The sequence below is a fragment of the Streptomyces fulvoviolaceus genome (genome assembly GCF_000718165.1).
Taxonomy (GTDB): domain Bacteria; phylum Actinomycetota; class Actinomycetes; order Streptomycetales; family Streptomycetaceae; genus Streptomyces; species Streptomyces fulvoviolaceus.
Window position 1 is genome coordinate 111498 of sequence record NZ_JOEY01000037.1, and the last position, 17720, is coordinate 129217.

11 protein-coding genes are annotated in these 17720 nt (G+C 70.8%); 4 read left to right on the top strand and 7 right to left on the bottom strand.

Features of this window, described 5'->3' with window-relative positions; genetic code table 11:
• Positions 1–9: 9 nt before the first annotated feature.
• From IG08_RS0134955 to IG08_RS0134965, 3 genes are all read right to left on the bottom strand, one after another.
• Positions 10–3990, bottom strand: a complete 3981-nt coding sequence (locus tag IG08_RS0134955) for a type I polyketide synthase (RefSeq protein WP_030612092.1) — start codon at positions 3988–3990, stop codon at positions 10–12.
• Entirely contained in the window at positions 3987–5717 is a 1731-nt protein-coding gene (locus tag IG08_RS0134960) for a fatty acyl-AMP ligase (RefSeq protein ID WP_030612095.1), read from the bottom strand. Before IG08_RS0134960 ends, IG08_RS0134955 begins: the two co-directional genes overlap by 4 nt.
• A 73-nt stretch (positions 5718–5790) precedes the next feature.
• Entirely contained in the window at positions 5791–7350 is a 1560-nt protein-coding gene (locus IG08_RS0134965) for an acyl-CoA carboxylase subunit beta (protein WP_420823306.1), read from the bottom strand.
• Positions 7351–7853: 503 nt separating this feature from the next.
• On the opposite strand from IG08_RS0134965, the gene IG08_RS56065 reads away from it, so the two are divergent.
• From IG08_RS56065 to IG08_RS0134980, 3 genes are all read left to right on the top strand, one after another.
• The gene (locus tag IG08_RS56065) at positions 7854–8288 is read left to right on the top strand and encodes a DUF485 domain-containing protein (RefSeq protein WP_052424988.1); all 435 of its coding nucleotides are present in this window, start codon (positions 7854–7856) and stop codon (positions 8286–8288) included.
• Entirely contained in the window at positions 8282–9871 is a 1590-nt protein-coding gene (locus tag IG08_RS0134975) for a sodium/solute symporter (protein ID WP_030612106.1), read from the top strand. The genes IG08_RS56065 and IG08_RS0134975 overlap by 7 nt, the downstream gene beginning before the upstream one ends.
• 151 nt (positions 9872–10022) lie before the next feature.
• A complete protein-coding gene (locus IG08_RS0134980) occupies positions 10023–10682 on the top strand; it encodes a YceI family protein (protein ID WP_030612108.1) in 660 nt (219 codons plus the stop codon).
• A gap of 61 nt (positions 10683–10743) precedes the next feature.
• On the opposite strand, the gene IG08_RS0134985 is transcribed toward IG08_RS0134980, so the two are convergent.
• Both IG08_RS0134985 and IG08_RS0134990 read right to left on the bottom strand, forming a co-directional pair.
• Positions 10744–12147 carry a cytochrome P450 family protein gene (locus tag IG08_RS0134985; RefSeq protein ID WP_030612111.1) on the bottom strand — a complete coding sequence of 468 codons (1404 nt, stop codon included), beginning with the start codon at positions 12145–12147 and terminating at the stop codon, positions 10744–10746.
• Positions 12148–12303: 156 nt separating this feature from the next.
• On the bottom strand, positions 12304–13425 hold the full coding sequence (locus IG08_RS0134990; protein ID WP_030612114.1) for a glycoside hydrolase family 53 protein: 1122 nt from the start codon (positions 13423–13425) through the stop codon (positions 12304–12306).
• Between the two features lie 267 nt (positions 13426–13692).
• On the opposite strand from IG08_RS0134990, the gene IG08_RS0134995 reads away from it, so the two are divergent.
• A complete protein-coding gene (locus tag IG08_RS0134995) occupies positions 13693–14256 on the top strand; it encodes a dihydrofolate reductase family protein (RefSeq protein WP_030612117.1) in 564 nt (187 codons plus the stop codon).
• Positions 14257–14593: 337 nt separating this feature from the next.
• Here IG08_RS0134995 and IG08_RS0135005 read toward each other — a convergent pair whose 3' ends face one another.
• Entirely contained in the window at positions 14594–17239 is a 2646-nt protein-coding gene (locus tag IG08_RS0135005; RefSeq protein ID WP_030612120.1) for an alpha-L-rhamnosidase, read from the bottom strand.
• Positions 17240–17325: 86 nt separating this feature from the next.
• Entirely contained in the window at positions 17326–17484 is a 159-nt protein-coding gene (locus tag IG08_RS60300; protein WP_158812311.1) for a hypothetical protein, read from the bottom strand.
• Between the last annotated feature and the right edge of the window lie 236 nt (positions 17485–17720).

The window sequence follows — 17720 nt, forward strand, 5'->3', positions numbered from 1 at the left end:
CTCCTCGGATCACGTGCGGTGGGTGCCCTCGGCGAGCTCCCGCCGCAGATGGGCGGCGATCTCGTCGACGTGCGGCGGGTCGAGCAGCGACAGATGGTGCCCCGCGACCGGTACGACCGTCAGGCGCGGGCATACCTCGTCCCACCCGAGCGCCTCGTCGTCCCGTTCGTACGCGGGGTCGCGCACGGTGTGCGGAGCGGGCTCGGTGGCCCGGTACAGCACCACACGCCCGCCGTGGCGGCGGGGGCGGTGGGCCTCGCCGGTCCGCAGGTCCAGGTAGGAGGCGCGCTGGTGTTCCAGTGCGGCCGACGGCACGGCGCCGGACGAGCGCAGGATCCGCAGCACGGTGTCGATGCGCTCGCCGTCGTCGTCCATCGCGACCAGTTCGTCGTACGGCAGTTCCAGCCGGACTCCGTAGGCGTCGGCGACATGGCGGGCGAAGCCTGTGAAGTGGGCGCGGATCCGGTCGGCCGGTGTGTGATCGGGCTGGGGGAGGGGCCGTACGGAGTCGATGAGCACCACCAGCTCCACGTCCCGTCCCGCGGCGGTGAGCTGCCGTGCGGCCTCTTGGGCGACGAACCCGCCGAAGGACCAACCGGCCAGCAGGCAGGGCCCGTTGGGATGGGCGGTGGCGACGGCCTCGGCGTAGCGACGGGCCTTGTCGGTCACTGTGGGGGCGTCTTCGAGCCGCTCCAGGCCGTACACCGGGCGCTCGTCCCCGAGCCGCTCGGCGAGCGTCCGGTAGACGTCGGTCGTGCCGCCGGCGGCGTGGACGAGGAAGAGCGGGGCCCCGGAGCCCGAGGCGCGCAGAGTCCGCAGCGGGTGGGCCGACTCGCCTGTGGAGAGCGCCTGTTGGAGGAGATCGGAGACGTTGTCGACGGTGGCCGCGCCGAGCAGATCGCGCAGCGGCAGTTCGATCCGGAACTCGCCTTCCAGGGCGGTACGGATCCGGACGGCCATCAACGAGTCGAGGCCGAGGTCGGTGAGGGCGGTGGTGGGGGTGACGCGGGTCGCCGGGTGACCGGTGACGGTGGCGATGTGGTGGCGCAGGCGGGCGGCGACGGAGGTGTCCTCCGGTGCGGCGGCCTCCTCGGAGGACACCGCTGTGGTGGGCGTCGTACGCCCGTCCGTCCACCAGTGCCGGACGTGCCGCCAGCGGGGCGCGGGCAGGTCGATGACGCGCCCCGGTGGCAAGGGCAGGCGTCCGCCCGCGCAGTACAGGGCGCCCACCTGGGTGAGGAAGTCGGCGCAGCCGCAGGCGTCCCGGCGCAGCGTGCCGACGACGAGGGTCCCGGGAGCGGTGTCGGTGAGGGCCCGGGTCAGGACCGGGTGGGGCGAGATCTCGACGAAGGCGGTGTGGCCGTCGGCCGCGGCCGACGCGACGGCCTGGTCCAGACGCACGGGCCGCCGCAGGTTCGCGGCCCAGTGGGCGGCGTCGAACACGCAGTCGCCGCGTGGGTCGTCCAGGACGGTGGAGTAGACGGGGACGCGGGGCGGCCCGCCCTGGATGTGGTCCAGGGCGTCGGTCAACTCGGCCAGCAGTGGCTCGACTTGGGGCGAGTGTCCGGCACCGACGACCCGCATGGCGCGGGCGACGCGTCCTTGTCGCTCCAGCCGGCGTACGAGCCGGCCCACCGCCTCCTCCTCGCCGGTGACGACCTTCTGCCCGGGCGAGGAGTGGACGGCGACATGCACACCGGGGAACTCCTGGAACAGGGCGTCGAGTTCACCGTCGTCGAGGTCGACGACGGCCATCGCACCGCCGCGCAGCCCGCTGAGCAGCCGAGCCCGTAGGGCGACGACCCGGGCCGCGTCCGACACGTCCAGCGCACCGGCGCACACCGCGGCGGCCACCTCGCCCAGGGAGTGGCCGATGACGGCGGCGGGTTCGACACCGTACGCACGCCACAGCTCGGCGAGCGCCACCTGGAGGCCGAACAGCACGGGCTGGGCCACCTCCAGACGGTCGAGATCACCGCCGGACGCGAGGTGTTCGTACAGGGACAGACCGCACTCCGCGGTCAGCTGCCCGTCGAGCTTCTCCACGATGGCGGCGAAGACGGGATCCTCGGCCAGCAGACGCTGCCCCATGCCGACCCACTGGCTGCCGTACCCGGAGAAGACCCACACCGGGCCGCGCCCCACGAGATCACGCTCACCGGTCACGACCCGGGCGTGCGAGCGGCCCTGCGTCAACGCGGCCAGCCCGTCCGCGAGTTCGGTACGGTCACCGGCGACCACCGCGGCACGCAGGGGACCTCGCCCGGCGCGCCCGGCGAGCGTACGGGCGATGTCGGCAGGCTGCGCGGCATGCCCCTGGGGCGTACCGAGCCAGTCGGCCAGCCGACCCGCGGTGTCCCGGACGCGTGCGGTGTCGAGGTCGGAGAGGAGGTGGAGGCGGGCGGCCGGCTCACCGGTCGGAGCCGCCGACGGCAGCACGCCGGGCCGCCATTCCTCCAGCACCGCATGGGCGTTGGCCCCGCTGAAACCGAACCCGGAGACCCCGGCGGTGGCCGTCCCGCCGTAACGCGGCCACGGCTCGCACTCGGACACCACCCGCAGTCGTACGTCGTCCAGGGAACTGCCTCCGGTGCAGTGCAGGGACGGCGGAACGAGGTCGTGGTGCAGTGCGAGGACCGTCTTGACCAGCCCGGCGATGCCCGCGGCGGACTCCAGATGGCCGAGGTTGCCCTTGACGGAACCGAGGAGCAGTGGCTGATCCGGGTCGCGGTCCGCACCGAGCACCCTGCCGAGCGCACCCGCCTCGATCGGGTCGCCGAGGGGGGTACCGGTGCCGTGCGCCTCGACGTGGTCGACGTGCCCCGGGGGGAGCCCGGCCCGCGCGTACGCCGTCGTCAGAAGAGCCTGCTGGGCCGCGGGGTTGGGAGCCAGGAGGCCGTTGGAACGGCCGTCGGAGTTGACGGCCGTGGCGCGGATGACGGCGAGGACCCGGTCGCCGTCCCGCTCGGCGTCGGACAGCCGCTTCAGAAGCACGGCCGCGCATCCCTCGCCGCGTCCGATGCCGTCGGCTGCCGCCGAGAAGGGCTTGCACCGCCCGTCCGGCGCGAGAGCGCCCGCCCGCCGGAACGCGACGGTCACGGCGGGGGAGAGCAGCACGTTGACCCCTGCGGCGATCGCGGTGTCGCTCTCGCCCGTGCGCAGGCTGACACAGGCGTGGTGCACGGCGACCAGCGAGGAGGAACAGGCGGTGTCGACGGCCATGCTCGGCCCGCGGGCGTCCAGCACGTACGCCAGCCGGCCCGCGGCGACGCTCAGTGCCGCACCGGCCGGTGCCCAGGGATCCACGGCTGCCGGGTCGGCTCCGGTGAGCGAGCCGTACTCCGGGGCGGAGACTCCGACGAAGACACCCGTGGCGGTGCCGGCGAGGGACGCGGCAGGGACGGCGGCGTGGTCGAGGGCCTCGTGGACGACCTCCAGGAGGATCCGCTGCTGCGGATCCATCACCGCGGCCTCGCGCGGGGTGATGCGGAAGAAGTCCGCGTCGAACCCGGCGATGTCGTCGAGGTAACCGCCGTAGGGAAGGGCGTCGGCGGGCGGGAAGGCGGTGAAGTCGCGCCAGCGGTCCTCGGGGACCCGCCGGATCGCATCCACGCCCTCGCTCAGCAACCGCCAGTAGTCGCCCGGGCCGTGCACACCCCCGGGCAGCCGGCACCCGACCCCGATGACGGCGACGGGCTCGCCGGGCAGCCCGGGTGCCACTGGGGGAGTGGCCTGTGCCTTTGCCGCGGTACGGCCGCACAGATGCGCCACCAGGGCATCTCCGGTGGGCGCCTCCCACAGCAGCGTCGCCGGCAGTTCACGGCCCGTGGCCCTGGAGAGCTCACCGGCCAGGACGACCGCGTCCCGCGAGGACATGCCGAGGTCCGCCAGCGGCCGGTCCATCGGGACGTCCTCGGCGGCCGTGCCGCTCCAGGCGGCCACCCGGTCCAGGATCAGACGGCGTAACGCGCTCTCGTCGGCGGCCCTCATCCCTGGCTCCCCACCGCGTAGGCGCCCGCCAGATACCGCTCCCGGGTCCGCGCCCGCGACACCTTGCCGCTGGAGGTACGCGGCACGGTGCCCGGAGGGACGAGGACGATGTCGGCGAGCCGCAGCCCGTGCCGCCCGGAGACGGCCGCCCGCACGGCACGCACCAGCTCCGGTACGTCGATCCGGGCGAGGCTCGTCGTCCGCACGTGCTCGGCCACCACGACCACCCGCTCACCGGAGCCGCCCGGTACACCGAAGGCGGCGAGCCGGTCCCGCCGTACGGCCGGATGCGCGTCCTGCGCCGTGCCCTCCACGTCCTGCGGGTAGTGGTTGCGGCCGTCGACGACGATGAGGTCCTTCAGACGCCCCGTGACGATCAACTGCCCGTCCAGGACCGTCCCCAGATCACCGGTGCGCAGCCAGGAACCCGGGGCGCCCGGGAGCACGGCGCCGAACACGCGCCGGGTGTGCTCGTCCTGTCCCCAGTAGCCGCGCCCCACATTGGGACCCTGCACCAGGATCTCGCCGACCTCCCCCTCGGACAGGACGGCATGGCTCACGGGATCGGCGATACGGACCCGCTGCCCCGCCGGAGTGCCGCAGCCCGCCAGCACCACGGCCCTGGGGTCGTCGGGCCGCGCGGGCAGGGCCTTCCCGGCGGCGAGGGCGTCGCGGTCGAGTGCGAACCGGCCGAGCGGCTGCCCGGGGCGGGAGGCACTGACGAAGACAGTGGCCTCGGCGAGCCCGTACGACGGACAGTGGACGTCCGGTGCGAGCCCCTGTCCGGCGAAGGCGGCGTGGAAGCGGTCGGCCGTGTGAAGGCGGACCGGCTCGCTCCCGTTGATCAGAGCGGCGACGCCGTCCAGCCGCAGATCCGCCTTCTGCGCGTCGGTCACGGTCGACGTGCAGTAGTCGTAGGCGAAGTTGGGTGCCGCGCTCAGCGCGCGCGGATGCGCGGCCAACAGCCTTAGCCAGCGCACCGGTTCGTGCAGGAACGCGGCCGGATCCATGAGCACTGACAGCAGACCCCGCACCACCGGGGCGGCGACACTCAGGACGAGCCCCATGTCGTGGTAGAGCGGCAGCCAGCCCACGCAGGTCACCGGACGGGTGTCGGCACCGTAGGCGGACAGCGCCTGGCGGGCGTTGGCGACGACGTTGGCGTGGCTGATCTCCACGCCGGCCGGGGTGCGGGTCGAGCCGGAGGTGTACTGGAGGTACGCGACCCTTTCGCCGACCGGCTGCCACGCTCCGGCGGCGGCGTCGGGCACCTGATCGACGGCGACGATCCGCACCGGCGTCTCATCGCAGAAATCCCGCACCGCCTCCAGGATTTGACTTGTCGTCACCACGACGGTCGCACCGGCATCGGCCAGGACGGCCGAGAGCCGCTCCGCCTGCCCGGGCAGATGGGGCGGATACAGCGGCACGGCGACCAGGCCGGCGGCCAGCGCCCCCAGGAAGCCGGTGACGTACTCCGTCCCCTGCGGGCACAGCAGCGCGACCCGCGCCCCGGGCTCCGCCTCCGCGGCGAGCCGGGCGGCCACCGCCCGCATGCGCAGATCCAGACGCCGCCAGGTCAGCGTGCGGTGGACACCGCGCGAGTGCGCGGCGGGATGGTCGACGAAGGTGAACGCCCTGCGGTCGGGAGTGGTTTCGGCCCAGTGCCGCACGTACTCGGGCAGACTTCGGCACGTGGGGACGAGCGGGGGGCGGCGGCTGTCCATCGGGCATGGCTCCTCACGTCGTGCGATACGGCGTCGCGAAACGTCTGCGATCGGCTGGGGAGGGACGGACCGGTCAGAGCGGGATGTTGCCGTGCCGGCGCTCCGGCATCGGGGCACGCTTGCCGCGCAGCGCACGCAGGGCACGGCAGATCTGGGCGCGGGTGTCACTCGGGGCGATCACGGCATCGACGTAGCCGCGCTCGGCGGCCAGATAGGGCGTGCCGTACGTGCTCTCGTACGAGGCGACGAGACGGGCCCGCAGCGCCTCGGGGTCGGCGGCGGCCGCGAGTTCACGCCGGTGCAGGACACCCACCGCGCCCTCGGCGCCCATCACGGCGATCCGCGCGGTGGGCCAGGCGAAGTTGAGGTCGGCGCCCAGGTGCTTGGAGCCCATCACCGCGTACCCGCCGCCGTACGCCTTGCGCACCACCACCGTGACCTTCGGGACGGTCGCCTCGGCATAGGCGTACAGCAGCTTGGCGCCGCGCCGGATGATCCCGGCCTGCTCCTGACGGACGCCGGAGAGATAGCCCGGGACGTCGGCGAAGGTCAGCAACGGGATGCCGAACGCGTCGCAGAACCGTACGAAGCGCGCGGCCTTCTCGGAGGCGTCGATGTCCAGGACTCCGGCCGCGTGCAGCGGCTGGTTGGCGACGACCCCGACGGGATGTCCCTCCACGAGGGCCAGCGCGCAGATGATGTTCGGCGCGAACAGCTCCTGGACCTCGAGGAGTTCGCCGCCGTCGACGACCGCGCGCAGGACGTCGCGCATGTCGTAGGCCTGCCCGAGCCGGTCCGGCACGATGTCGTCGAGCGGCACGTCGACGGGCACCGGAGCGGGCGCGTACTGCGGGGGCCGCTCCAGGTTGTTGGCGGGCAGGTACGACAGCAGGTCGCGTACGGTGTCCAGGGCCTCCACCTCGTCGGCGGCGAGGAAGTGGGCGTTGCCGTTGAGGGAGTTGCTGGTGCGGGCGCCGCCCAGCTCCTCGGCGCTGGTGCGCTCCCCGGTGACCGCCTCGATGACGTCGGGGCCGGTGACGAACATGTGCGAGGCGCCGTCCACCATCACGGTGAAGTCGGTGATGGCCGGCGAGTACGCGGCCCCACCGGCGCACGGCCCGAGGACGACGGAGATCTGCGGGATCACCCCGGACGCCTGCACGTTGCGGCGCACCAGCTCGGCGTAGAGGGCGAGCGAGGTGACGCCCTCCTGGATGCGGGCGCCGCCGCCGTCGTTGAGCCCGATGACCGGGCAACCGGTCTTCAGGGCGAGGTCCATGAGGGCGACGGTCTTCTCGCCGAAGGCCTCGCCCATGCTGCCGCCGAAGACCGTCGAGTCCTGGGCGAACACACAGACCGGACGGCTGTCGACGGTGCCGTACCCGGTGACCACCCCGTCTCCGTACGGCCGACGGGCACCGTCCCCGGCGGGCCGGGCCCGGACGAACAGCCCGGTCTCGGAGAACGACCCCGCGTCCAGCAGCAGGTCGATCCGCTCCCGGGCACTGAACTGACCTCGTCTTCTGGGCCCGTTCCCGGCCACCGCCTGTGCCCTGCGGGTCTCCAGCGCGAGGACGCGGTCGGTGGTGCGGTCGGGCACATGGATCGTCGTCACCTCTAGTGTCACAGCCACCTCCGAAGTGGCCTTCGAATATGGCAGCGCAGCGGGGGCGGGCCGAGCCGAACGCCCGTGCGTTTGCGTGAGGTGAGTCCTGAGGGGGCGGCCTTCGTCCGCGGGTGACAAGGGTCTGTGCGGGACGAGGGCGTCTCCTGTGCACTGCTTTTGAGACAAACTGGCTGGAGAAAAGGTGCAGACCTAATCCGTGGCGCGCTCTTTTCGCAGGCCGTGCGGCGCTGAAGCCCGGCGTCGAAGTACGCGAATGAGTCAGTGTCAGGAAACGAATCGACCCGCCGGTTGATAGTTCAACGGGCGCGCTGCAAGAATCCCCACCCGACCCCGTCGTCACCCATCGACGTACAGGTCGGCTGCCGAACAGGGCCCCCAGTCCGCCGCAATTCCAATAGCGCGAATTTCGGATTCACGAACCCCCCACAAAGTCCGCACAGAGCACGACTGCGGCGTGCCCTCGCACGCCTTCCGGTTGCGCGGCACGAAGCAGCAAAGAAGGTGCATCGGTGTCACGGCACTCCACACGGTTCGGCTCCCCGCCGCCCTACTCCCCGACGCCCCCCGAACAGGCGGAGCGGCAACAGGTGTCGCGCGACCCCGCATACCAGTCGCTCCGCCGCATCCGCCGGCGCTTCGGAGTCAGAGCGACGGCTGTCGCCGTCGGCGGATTCCTGCTGTACGTCCTGCTGTCGAGCTTTGTACCCGGCCTGATGAACCAGCCCCTGATCGGTCACCTCACCGTCGGACTGGCCCTGGGCCTCGGGCAGTTCGTGCTGATGGCCGTGATCGTCTGGCGCTACCTCGTGCACATACGCACTCATGTCACACCGCTGGTCCGCGGCCTGCGGGGTCTCGCCCGCCAACACGAGGCCGCAGGGCGAGGGCGAGCGGTGCCCGGACCCGCCATGGCTCCCCGCGACGGGGAGTACCGCTCATGGTGATCGGCGCCGCGGTCTCGGACCGCCTCAGCCTGCAGCTCACGCTCGTGCTCTTCCTGTCCGTGGTCGTCGTCACCCTGTTCACGGCACTGCTGACCGCGCCGCAACGCGACGAGATCAGCGAGTTCTACCTGGGCAACCGCACCATGTCGCCGCTGCGCAACGGGCTGGCGATGTGCGGCGACTATCTGTCGGCCGCCACGCTGCTGGGCAGCACCGGCCTGGTCGCCCTGACCGGCTATGACGGACTGCTGTACCTGTGCGGGACCGCGGTCGCCTGGATGATGGTCCTGCTGCTGATCGCCGAACCCCTGCGCAACACCGGCAAGTTCACCCTGGGCGACACACTCGCGCTGCGCGTGCCACGCATGCAGCGGCCGGTACGGCTGGCCCTGGCCGTCTGCACACTGGCCATCACCACCCTGTATCTCGTCGCTCAACTCGTCGGCAGTGTCGCCCTGTTGACCCAGTTCACCGGTGAGCCCAGCGCCACCACCCGCACCCTGTGCGTGGTCGTCATCGGCACCGTCGTCATCGTGTACGCCGCCATCGGAGGCATGCCCGGTGCCACCTTCATCCAGGTCGTCAAAGCCGTGATGCTGATCTCCGGCGTCACGGTGACCGCCGTGATGGTGCTGCACCGCTTCGACTGGAACATCGACGCCCTGCTCACCGCCGCCGCGGACAACAGCGGTTCGGGGACGCGGTTCCTGGAGCCCGGGCTGCGCTACGGCGCCAGCACGAACAGCAAACTGGACTTCTTCAGCCTGCAGTTGGCCATCGTGCTGGGCCTCGCCGCGCTCCCGCACGTGATGATGCGGCTGCTCGCCCCTAAGGAGGTCGGTGTCCTGCGGACGTCCGTGGTGTGGGGCATGGGCCTGGTCAGCCTCGTCTGCCTGGCGGCGGGCATCCTCGGTCTGGGTGCCACCGCTGTCGTGGGCCGTGACACCATCGCCGACACCGACCGCAAGGGCGACGCCGCCGTCCTGCTGCTGGCGCACGACCTGGGCGGGGCCGTTCTGACCGCCCTCCTGTCCTGCCTGGCCTTCGTCACGCTGTTGGCGGTCGCGGCAGGTCTCACCCTGGCCGCGGCGACCTCCCTCGCCCACGACCTCTACGGCGAGGTGATCCGCAAGGGCAGGGCCACACAGACGGAGGAAGTGGCCGTCGCCCGGCTCGCGGCAGCCGTCATCGGCATCCTCGGCATGCTGCTCGCCCTGATCTCCTGGGGCGCCAACACCGCCACGCTGGCCTTCCTCGCCTTCGCCATCGCCGCGTCCGCCATCCTGCCGACCCTCGTCTACACGCTCTTCTGGCGGCGCTTCACCGCACAGGGTGCCCTGCTGAGTCTCTGCGGCGGCCTGCTGTGCTCCGTGGCGCTCGTGGTCTTCTCTCCCGTCGTCTCCTCCACCCCCACCTCGTTCTATCCGTCCGCGGATTTCGCCTGGTTCCCCCTGCAGAATCCCGGAATCGTCTCCATCCCGGCCGGCTTCCTCCTCGGCTGGCTCGGTTCGGTACTGAGCCGGCCCGAAACGCCGGAAATCTACGAGGACTTCGAAGTCCGTACGCTGGTCGGAGTCGACTAGTGCCGGTCGAGAAGATCAGTGGCGGAATTGTGGATTTTTCGTTGGCCACTCACGCGGAGAAGGTGCGCACCTTGTGCGGTACGGATTCTTAAAGCTCCGGGGCTCAATGCAGACTTGCGGCAACAACTCCCGTGCAGTACTTAGGTGAATCATGAATTTGTTCAGCCGTGGCACCCCGTTCCGCCGCCCGGAGCCCGCCGTCACTCCCCAGTCATCCGCCAGGCCGCAGGCTGCCGGCACCGTGGTCCTTCCGGATCCGGCGCTGGCGGCGCTGACCGGGGAATGGGTCATCGACCCCGCGCACAGCAGGATAGGCTTCTCCGTACGGCACGCCATGGTGACCACGGTGCGCGGCGCGTTCCCGGAATACCAGAGCCGCCTCTACTTCGACGGCCGCGACCCGGCCCGCTCGCAGGCGGAGATCATCCTGTCCACCGGAAGTGTGGACACAGGAGTCGAACAGCGTGACGCGCACCTGGTGGGACGCGACTTCCTGGACGCCAGGGCCTACCCGCGCATGCGTTTCGCCAGTACCGCCGTGGAGGTCGGGGGCTCCGACGTCTACCGTATGACCGGCGATCTCACCATCAAGGACGTCACCCGTCCCGTCGTTCTGGAGCTCACCTACATAGGACACGTCACCGACCCCTTCGGATATCAGCGGGTCGGTTTCGACGGCACCACCACGATCAACCGTTCCGAATGGGGCCTTACGTACAATTCCAAACTCGCCGAAGGCGGCGCCATGGTGAGCGAGAAGGTGCGCCTCCAATTCGACATCGCCGCAATCCGTACGGCCCCTGTCGGCTGACGGAGAACCCGGTCCACCACAGTTCTGAACCCCCAGGTCGGGTACCTGGGGGTTCTCCCTTTCACCGTCCGCGGACCAGCCCGGCGAGGTACCGCCACAGCGACGAACGCGGCCGTTCGGCGCGGCCGACGGTCGGAGGATGACCGGGCGGGGGAGGGAAGCCCGTATCCGCAGCCGGAGCAGTAGGGGCGGCCGGGGTGTCCGCGAGCGTGTAGCGGACCGGCAGCGAGCGCAGGCCGCGCATGAACGGGGAGGACCGCCAGGGGAGTTGGTCGACGGGCAGGGCCAGCTCCATCCCGGACAGGCGATCCAGCAGCCTGCTCACTCCGATCCCCGCCACACCGGTTGCCAGCTCCCTGGCCGGGCACTGGCGCGGTCCGGCGCCCCAGGCCAGATGCGCCCGAGTGCTGATCGTCGAGGCGGGACAGAGCTTGTCCGCGAAGGCCGGGTCGGCGTGCGCGGCGCCGACGGACACCCACACCGGGTCGCCCGCGGCGATGGTGTACTCGCCCAGCCGGGTGTCGGCCACGGGGAACCGCGGGACGAAGTTGACCAGCGGCGGCTTCTGCATCACCACCTGGTTCATGGTCTCCCTGATCATTCCCGCCGACAGGCTGGCGCGCGCCGAGGCGTTTCCGCCGATCACCTCGACGACCGTGTTGGAGATCAGGATCCCGACATGGTCCGAGGTCATGCCGAGCAGCATCATCAGCTCACGGGACAACTCCTCGACGCTCAGGCCGGGATGGGCGGCGAGGAGATAGGAGGGAAAGTCGTCCCCCGGTTCCTTCATCTTCCAGGCGCCCAGCTCGGCCAGCGCCGCCAGCAGCCGCTCCAGGGCCGGCCCGGCATCGGGGCCGGCGTCCAGCACGCGCCACATGTCCATCAGCGCGTCGTCGTCCTGGGAGCCGGGGAAGCCGAGCAGATGACTGGCGACCATCAGCGGCAGCGGCCGCGAGAACTGGGCGGACAGATCCGCCCAACCGGTGCGGCCGCCCTGCGAGAACAAAGTGATGAGTTCATCCGCGTCCCGGGCGATCAGCGCCTTGAGCCGCTTGGCCTGCGGTTGCCGAGGGTCCTGGAACGGCCTGAGAGCGGCATCCCACGAGGCGCGCAGTCCGCGGTATCCCTCACCGCCCTGGATCAGTACGTGGTTGACGTCGAGCGACGGCGCCAGCGGCCAGTCCTCGGGCAGCCGCCCTTCCTCTCGCGCCCGCCAGTTCTCCAGACCCTTTGGCCAAGCATCGTCGTTGCGCAGGACCTCCAGCGCCTCCTCGTAGCCCAGCACGAGCCAGACGGGGACGCCCAGGAGATCGACCGGCGCGACCGGACCGTGGGTCTGTCGCAGACGTTCGTACACGAGGGCCGGGCGCGTTTCGTAGTCCCGGGTCATGAGCGGTTCGAGGCTCATCGACTCCAACGGCTCATGATGCTCTGCTGCCCCGCTGTTCAGTTGTGACCCCATGACGTCCTTCCCCCGGACGAGCGCTGTTTCTGCCCCTGACAGGGTAAAGATGCCGATCACCGCGCCCGAACAGGGGGTTCCGATCGTCACCGGACCTGCGCATCGACACGAACGGCACTGCTCGAGAGCAGTGCCGTCCGTGGTCTGTTCGATCCGCTACGGGGTCCACTTGATGTTCGGGTTCACATTGCCGGTCCAGTTGAAGATGGCCATGTTGTCCCAGCCGTTACCGCTGTTGTTGATGTCGGTCGGGTCCCAGCCATTGCCGGTCACCGCGTACCAGGTCGGCTCCCAGTAGAAGACGCCGATCGCGCCGGCGTTGCGGGCCGTGTTCTGTACGGCGGTGAAGTTGGCGGCCTGGCCCGCCCAGCTGAGCGCGTAGCCCGAGCACCCGGTGGTGATCGAGTTGCCGGTGCTGTCCGCGTTCGCCGAGGTGAACGGGTAGGCCGTCTCGGCGATGATGACGTCCTTGCCGTAGCGGGACTTCATGTCGGACACGACGCTGCCCATGTTGGCCAGTGTGCCGTGCCAGGGGCAGTAGTACGACAGCCCGGTGATGTCCCAGTTGACGCCCTTGGCGGTGATTCCGTCGTAGAACCAGCGCGCGTTGGCGTCGCTGTCCGCGTCGGCCGTGTGGATGATCACCTTGGTGCCGCTGTTGCATGCCTTGGTCGCGTTGTAACCCGACTTCAGGAGCAGGCTGAGGTTGGTGAAGTCGTTGTTGACGACCTTGCCCTCGTTCCACAGCATGCCGACGTTGATCTCGTTGCCGATCTGCACGCTGTCCGGGGTGGTGCCCTGGGACTTGAGGCTGTTGCAGACGTCGTACGTGTAGTTGTAGACGTCCGTCTGCAACTGGCTGATGTTGTGGCCGGACCAGGCCGCGGGCTTGTTCTGGTTGCCCGGGTCGGCCCAGGTGTCCGAGTAGTGGAAGTCGACCAGCAGCTTGAGGCCCTTGGCCTTGACCTGCTGGGCGTACGCCAGCACCTTGGCCTTGTTGTTGTAGCCGCTGACGGGGTTGTTCCACACCCGCAGGCGGACGTAGTTGACGCCCAGGCCCTTGAGGATGTCGAGCGGGTCCTTGGCGGTGCCGCTCGCGTCGTAGTACTTGGCGCCGAGGTCGAGCGCCCGCTGAGCGGTCGACACGTCGGCACCGAGCATGCTGAGCGAGTTCGCGGCAGCGGCGTCGGTGGGTGTGGTGAGCAGGGACGCGGGCAGGGCGACAGCCGCCAGGAACAGGGCGGCCTTCACTATGCGGCCTGGACCTTTCACGATCATCCCGAACTCCTTCGATCGAGACGTGGCGAAGTCGAGGCCATGGGCCTGACATGCGCATGCGGGGGGTTCCGTGAACGTTCACAGTAGGAGAGGTTTCCTGCCCTGTAAATATCTGTGTCGCCTGTATTTCATCCCAGGTGGTTGGCCTACAGGTCGCTCTGAATATGTGTGTACGTACACAGCATCCAGGGAGCCGCAGAGTGAGCGGCCTCTCGGTGTCGAAGAGCTCGACACGGCTCCGACGTCTCCTGCGGAAGGGAGTCAGCCATGCAGACACTGACTGTCGATGTGTTTCTCTCGGTCGACGGCTGGGCGCGCGGAGCAACCTCGCCCGGCTACTTCGGATACTTCGGCCCCGAGCTGGAAGAGTGGATCACTGCCGAGTCGGCCCTGCCGCAACTGGTCGTCCTCGGGCGACGCACCTACGAGGCGCTCGCGGGACTGCCGGAGGAAGCGCGTGACGCGTCCTGGCACCGGATGACGAAGCTGAAGACTGTCGTGTTCTCGACGACGCTGAAGACGACCTCATGGCCGAACACACGCATCTGCCATGACGACCTCATCACCGAGGTCACTCGTCTCAAAGGCGACAGCGACGTTCCGCTGCGCACCATGGGGAGCCTCTCCGTGGCTCGGCAGCTGTGCGGCGGGGGCCTCGTCGACCGCCTGAGGCTGATGACGTTTCCGCTGCTGGCGGGGGAGTCCGGCCGCGAGCCGTTCTTCGCGGACGCGCCGTCGGCCGACCTGGAGCTGGCCGGCCACCGGGCCCTGGACGGCCGGGTGTTGCTGGTCGAGTACCGGCCGACGGGGCGCGACATTCCGCGGGGCTGAGAGCGGTCTGCTGGGTGGCGTGAACGAGTGTCGGTCGTGCCCGAGTGATCTGCCGGATGAGGCATGGGAGTTGATCCTGCCGGTCATGACGTCATCGGCCGGCCCACCGGAACTGCTCGTCCGGCTCCTCCCGCCGCTCCAACACCCCCGCCGCAACCAGCTGGAGAAGCACCTCATGGATCCATCGGGGGATCCTGCCGGCACGGTATCCGCCCCCGCGAACGTTCCCGCCGGCCTGTTGCCTGAGCGCCCGGACGGGCGAGAGTCGCTCGACGGCAGGGCGAGCGCCGTGCCGTCGAGCGAGTGCCTCAGTGGTAGGTCTGCGGCTTCCCGGGCGTCACCGCCCCGAGGTGTCCTCCGGTGCGGCGAAGGGGTGGCGGATCGGCGTCGGCGGCCATGTGGGTGTGGTGAAGCCGTTCACGGTGAAGGTGTGGGTGCCGGAGCCGACCTCGAACGCGGGCTTCCCGTCGGGCAGTTCGACCACCGCGGTGGTGTTGGGCGGCACGACCGCGATGACCGTGAGGGTGTCGCCGTCCCGCTCCCAGCCCGCCTCGCAACGACCGTACGGGGACTCGTGCACGGCACGTGCGTGGGTGAGGCCGCCGCCCGGCACCGGGGCGATGCGCAGCTTCCGCCGGCCGGGACCGGCCTCACCGAGGCCGGCGACGGTGCGGTGGAGCCAGTCGGCGACCGCCGCGAGTGCGTAGTGGTTGAACGAGGTCATCTCACCGGGATTCATGGTGCCGTCGGGCAGCATCGAGTCCCAGCGCTCCCAGACCGTGGTCGCGCCCATGGTCACGGGGTAGAGCCAGGAGGGGCAGCCGGTCTCCAGCAGCATCCGGTAGGCGATCTCGGGCGCACCCGCGAGGGTGAGCGCGTCGCAGATCAGCGGCGTGCCCGCGAACCCGGTCCCGATCCGGAAACCGGCCCGGCGGACGATCTCCACCAGGCGCTCACCGGCCCGCTCCCGCTGCCGCGCGGTGGGCAGCAGCGCGAACCGGAGCGCGAGCGTGTACGCGGTCTGCGCGTCCGAGGAGAGCAGCCCGCCCGGAGTGACGAACTCGTCGGCGAAGGCGGCGCGCACCCGTGCGGCCAGCTGTGCGTACCGCCGGGCGTGCTCGGGCTCGTCCAGCAGGTCCGCCACCTGGGCCATGACGGCGGCGGTGTGGGCCGTATAGGCGTTGGCCACCAGGTCGGGGTCGGTGCGGGCCGCCCCGGGGTTCTCGGGCGGGGCGGCCGGGTCGAGCCAGTCCCCGAACTGGAAGTCGGCACGCCACAGCCCGCCGCCCTGCTCGACGTACCGCTCCAGTTCGTCGGCCCAGCCGGACATCGACTCCCACTGGGTGCGCAGCAACTCCCGGTCGCCGTAAGCCTGGTACAGCGCCCAGGGGACGAGGACCGCACTGTCGCCCCAGATCGCGGTCGGCGCGTTGGGGAAGCCCTCGGGCAGGGCGTCGGGCACAACGAGGGGCGGTATCGCGCCGTCGGTGCGGGCGAGTTGTTCGGCGGCGAGGTCGCGCAGCCAGGAGGAGAGCATGCCGGAACAGTCGTAGAGGAAGGTGGCCGTGGGGGAGGAGACGGCGATGTCGCCCGTCCAGCCGAGGCGTTCGTCGCGCTGCGGGCAGTCGGTGGGCACGTCCAGGAAGTTGCCGCGCATGCCCCACACCACGTTGGCGTGCAGCTGGTCGACCAGCGGCTCGGAGCACTCGAACCAGCCGGTGCGCTCCATGTCGGTGTGCAGGACGACGGCTTCGATGTCGCTGGGGTCCAACGCGCCGGGCCAGCCGTCCACTTGGGCGTAGCGGAAACCGTGGAAGGTGAAGAGGGGCTCGTAACGCTCGCCCTCGGGCGCTCCCTTGAGCGTGTAGCGGTCGGTGGCCTCGGCGACCCGCAGCGGGCGCAGGGCGAGTTCACCGTTCTCCAGCACCTCGGCGTGGCGCAGGGTGACCGTCTCACCCGCCGCGCCCTTGACGCGGATGCGCAGGCGGCCGACCAGGTTCTGCCCGAAGTCCAGCACCGTCCGCCCGGCGGGGGTGGTGAGTACCTCCACGGGCCGCAGCGTTCCGGTGCGGCGCACCGGCGGGCCGGGAGGTGACTCCAACCCGGTGTGCGGCAGTGGGAGTTCGGTGACGGCACCCCAGCCCTCCGTGTCGTGCCAAGTGCGTTCGAGGCGCGCGTCGTACTCCTCGCCGTCGTACAGCTCGGAGCGGATCACCGGGCCGGTCGCCGCCTGCCACCGCTCGTCGGTGGCGATCGTCTCGCGGCTGCCGTCGGCGTACACGATCTCCAGCTGGGCGAGCAGCGCGGGCCGCTCGCCGTAGACGGCGCGGCGGCCACCGTGAAAGCCGAGCCTGCCGCTGTACCAGCCCTCGCCGAGCTGCGCCCCGAGGACGTTCTCACCGTCGCGCAGCAGCCCTGTCACGTCGTACGTCAAACAGCGCAGCCGGTGGTGGTACGAGGACCAGCCGGGCGCGAGCACATCCTCGCCCACCGGCCGCCCGTTGAGCTCCGGCTGGAAGACGCCCAGCGCGGTGACGTACAGGCGGGCCGAGGCGATCGGTCCGCGCGTGTGGAAGGCGCGGCGCAGCAGGACGACGGGTTGCGGGCGGCCCGGGTCGATGCCGAGGTCGGGGGCGATCGGGCGGGCCGTCCAGTCGGCGCGGTCCAGCAGCCCGGTCTCCGCGTACGCGACCGGCGACCACGCGGAGACGCGGCCCTCGGCGTCCCACACCCGCACCCGCGCGCCGACGCGGGTACGCGATTCCAGCTCCGGTCCCGGCCAGGGCACCAGCACCGACTCGTCCGACGCGACGCGACCGGTGCCGCCGGTCAACGTTCCGCTGCCGTCGACGAGTTCGATCTCGTACGCGGACTGCCACCAGCCCGGCCGGTCCGTCCCGGTGCGCCAGCTCAGCCGGGGACGCCGCTCACCGATGCCGAGCGGTTCGCGGTGGTGTTCGAAGACGGGGGCGGTGACCTTCATGGGTGTCGACTTCCTTGTGTGTGGTGGCGTACGCGTGCCGGTGGGCGGCCCCCCCCGTGTCAGGTACGGGTGGCCGCCCACCCGGGTCACAGCGCGGTGGCGGGGGCGGTGGCCTTGGCGGCACCCGCGGTCGGGATGTTCGCGCCCTGCGGTGCGATCGACCGCACGATCCAGACGCCGAGCACCGCGGAGATCGCTACGCACGCCGTCGTGGTCCACAGCACCAGCGCACCGCTGACGCCCATGAGCACGGGAGTGGCCAGCCCGGCGAGACCGCAGAGGGTTGGGAACTGCTGGGGTGTGGCTGGGCGGGAGTGCGTTCTGGCGCGCGTGAGTGAGCGTGGAGGGTCTTGGCGGGCGGCTGGGTGCTGTCGTCCCGGGAGGGGAATCGGGGTTCGTCCATCGAATGTGTGACCTTTCCGTGTGGTGTTCGTTGGGTGTGATGAGCGGGTTGTCGAGGGGCTGTACGGGGGGTGTGGGG

Excerpts from the sequence above, each read along its gene's own strand:
- IG08_RS0134955 (WP_030612092.1), bottom strand. The coding sequence starts at position 3,990 with ATGAGGGCCGCCGACGAGAGCGCGTTACGCCGTCTGATCCTGGACCGG.
- IG08_RS0134960 (WP_030612095.1), bottom strand. The coding sequence starts at position 5,717 with ATGGACAGCCGCCGCCCCCCGCTCGTCCCCACGTGCCGAAGTCTGCCC.
- IG08_RS0134975 (WP_030612106.1), top strand. The coding sequence starts at position 8,282 with ATGGTGATCGGCGCCGCGGTCTCGGACCGCCTCAGCCTGCAGCTCACG.
- IG08_RS0134980 (WP_030612108.1), top strand. The coding sequence starts at position 10,023 with ATGAATTTGTTCAGCCGTGGCACCCCGTTCCGCCGCCCGGAGCCCGCC.
- IG08_RS0134985 (WP_030612111.1), bottom strand. The coding sequence starts at position 12,147 with ATGGGGTCACAACTGAACAGCGGGGCAGCAGAGCATCATGAGCCGTTG.
- IG08_RS0134990 (WP_030612114.1), bottom strand. The coding sequence starts at position 13,425 with ATGATCGTGAAAGGTCCAGGCCGCATAGTGAAGGCCGCCCTGTTCCTG.
- IG08_RS0134995 (WP_030612117.1), top strand. The coding sequence starts at position 13,693 with ATGCAGACACTGACTGTCGATGTGTTTCTCTCGGTCGACGGCTGGGCG.
- IG08_RS0135005 (WP_030612120.1), bottom strand. The coding sequence starts at position 17,239 with ATGAAGGTCACCGCCCCCGTCTTCGAACACCACCGCGAACCGCTCGGC.
- IG08_RS60300 (WP_158812311.1), bottom strand. The coding sequence starts at position 17,484 with ATGGGCGTCAGCGGTGCGCTGGTGCTGTGGACCACGACGGCGTGCGTA.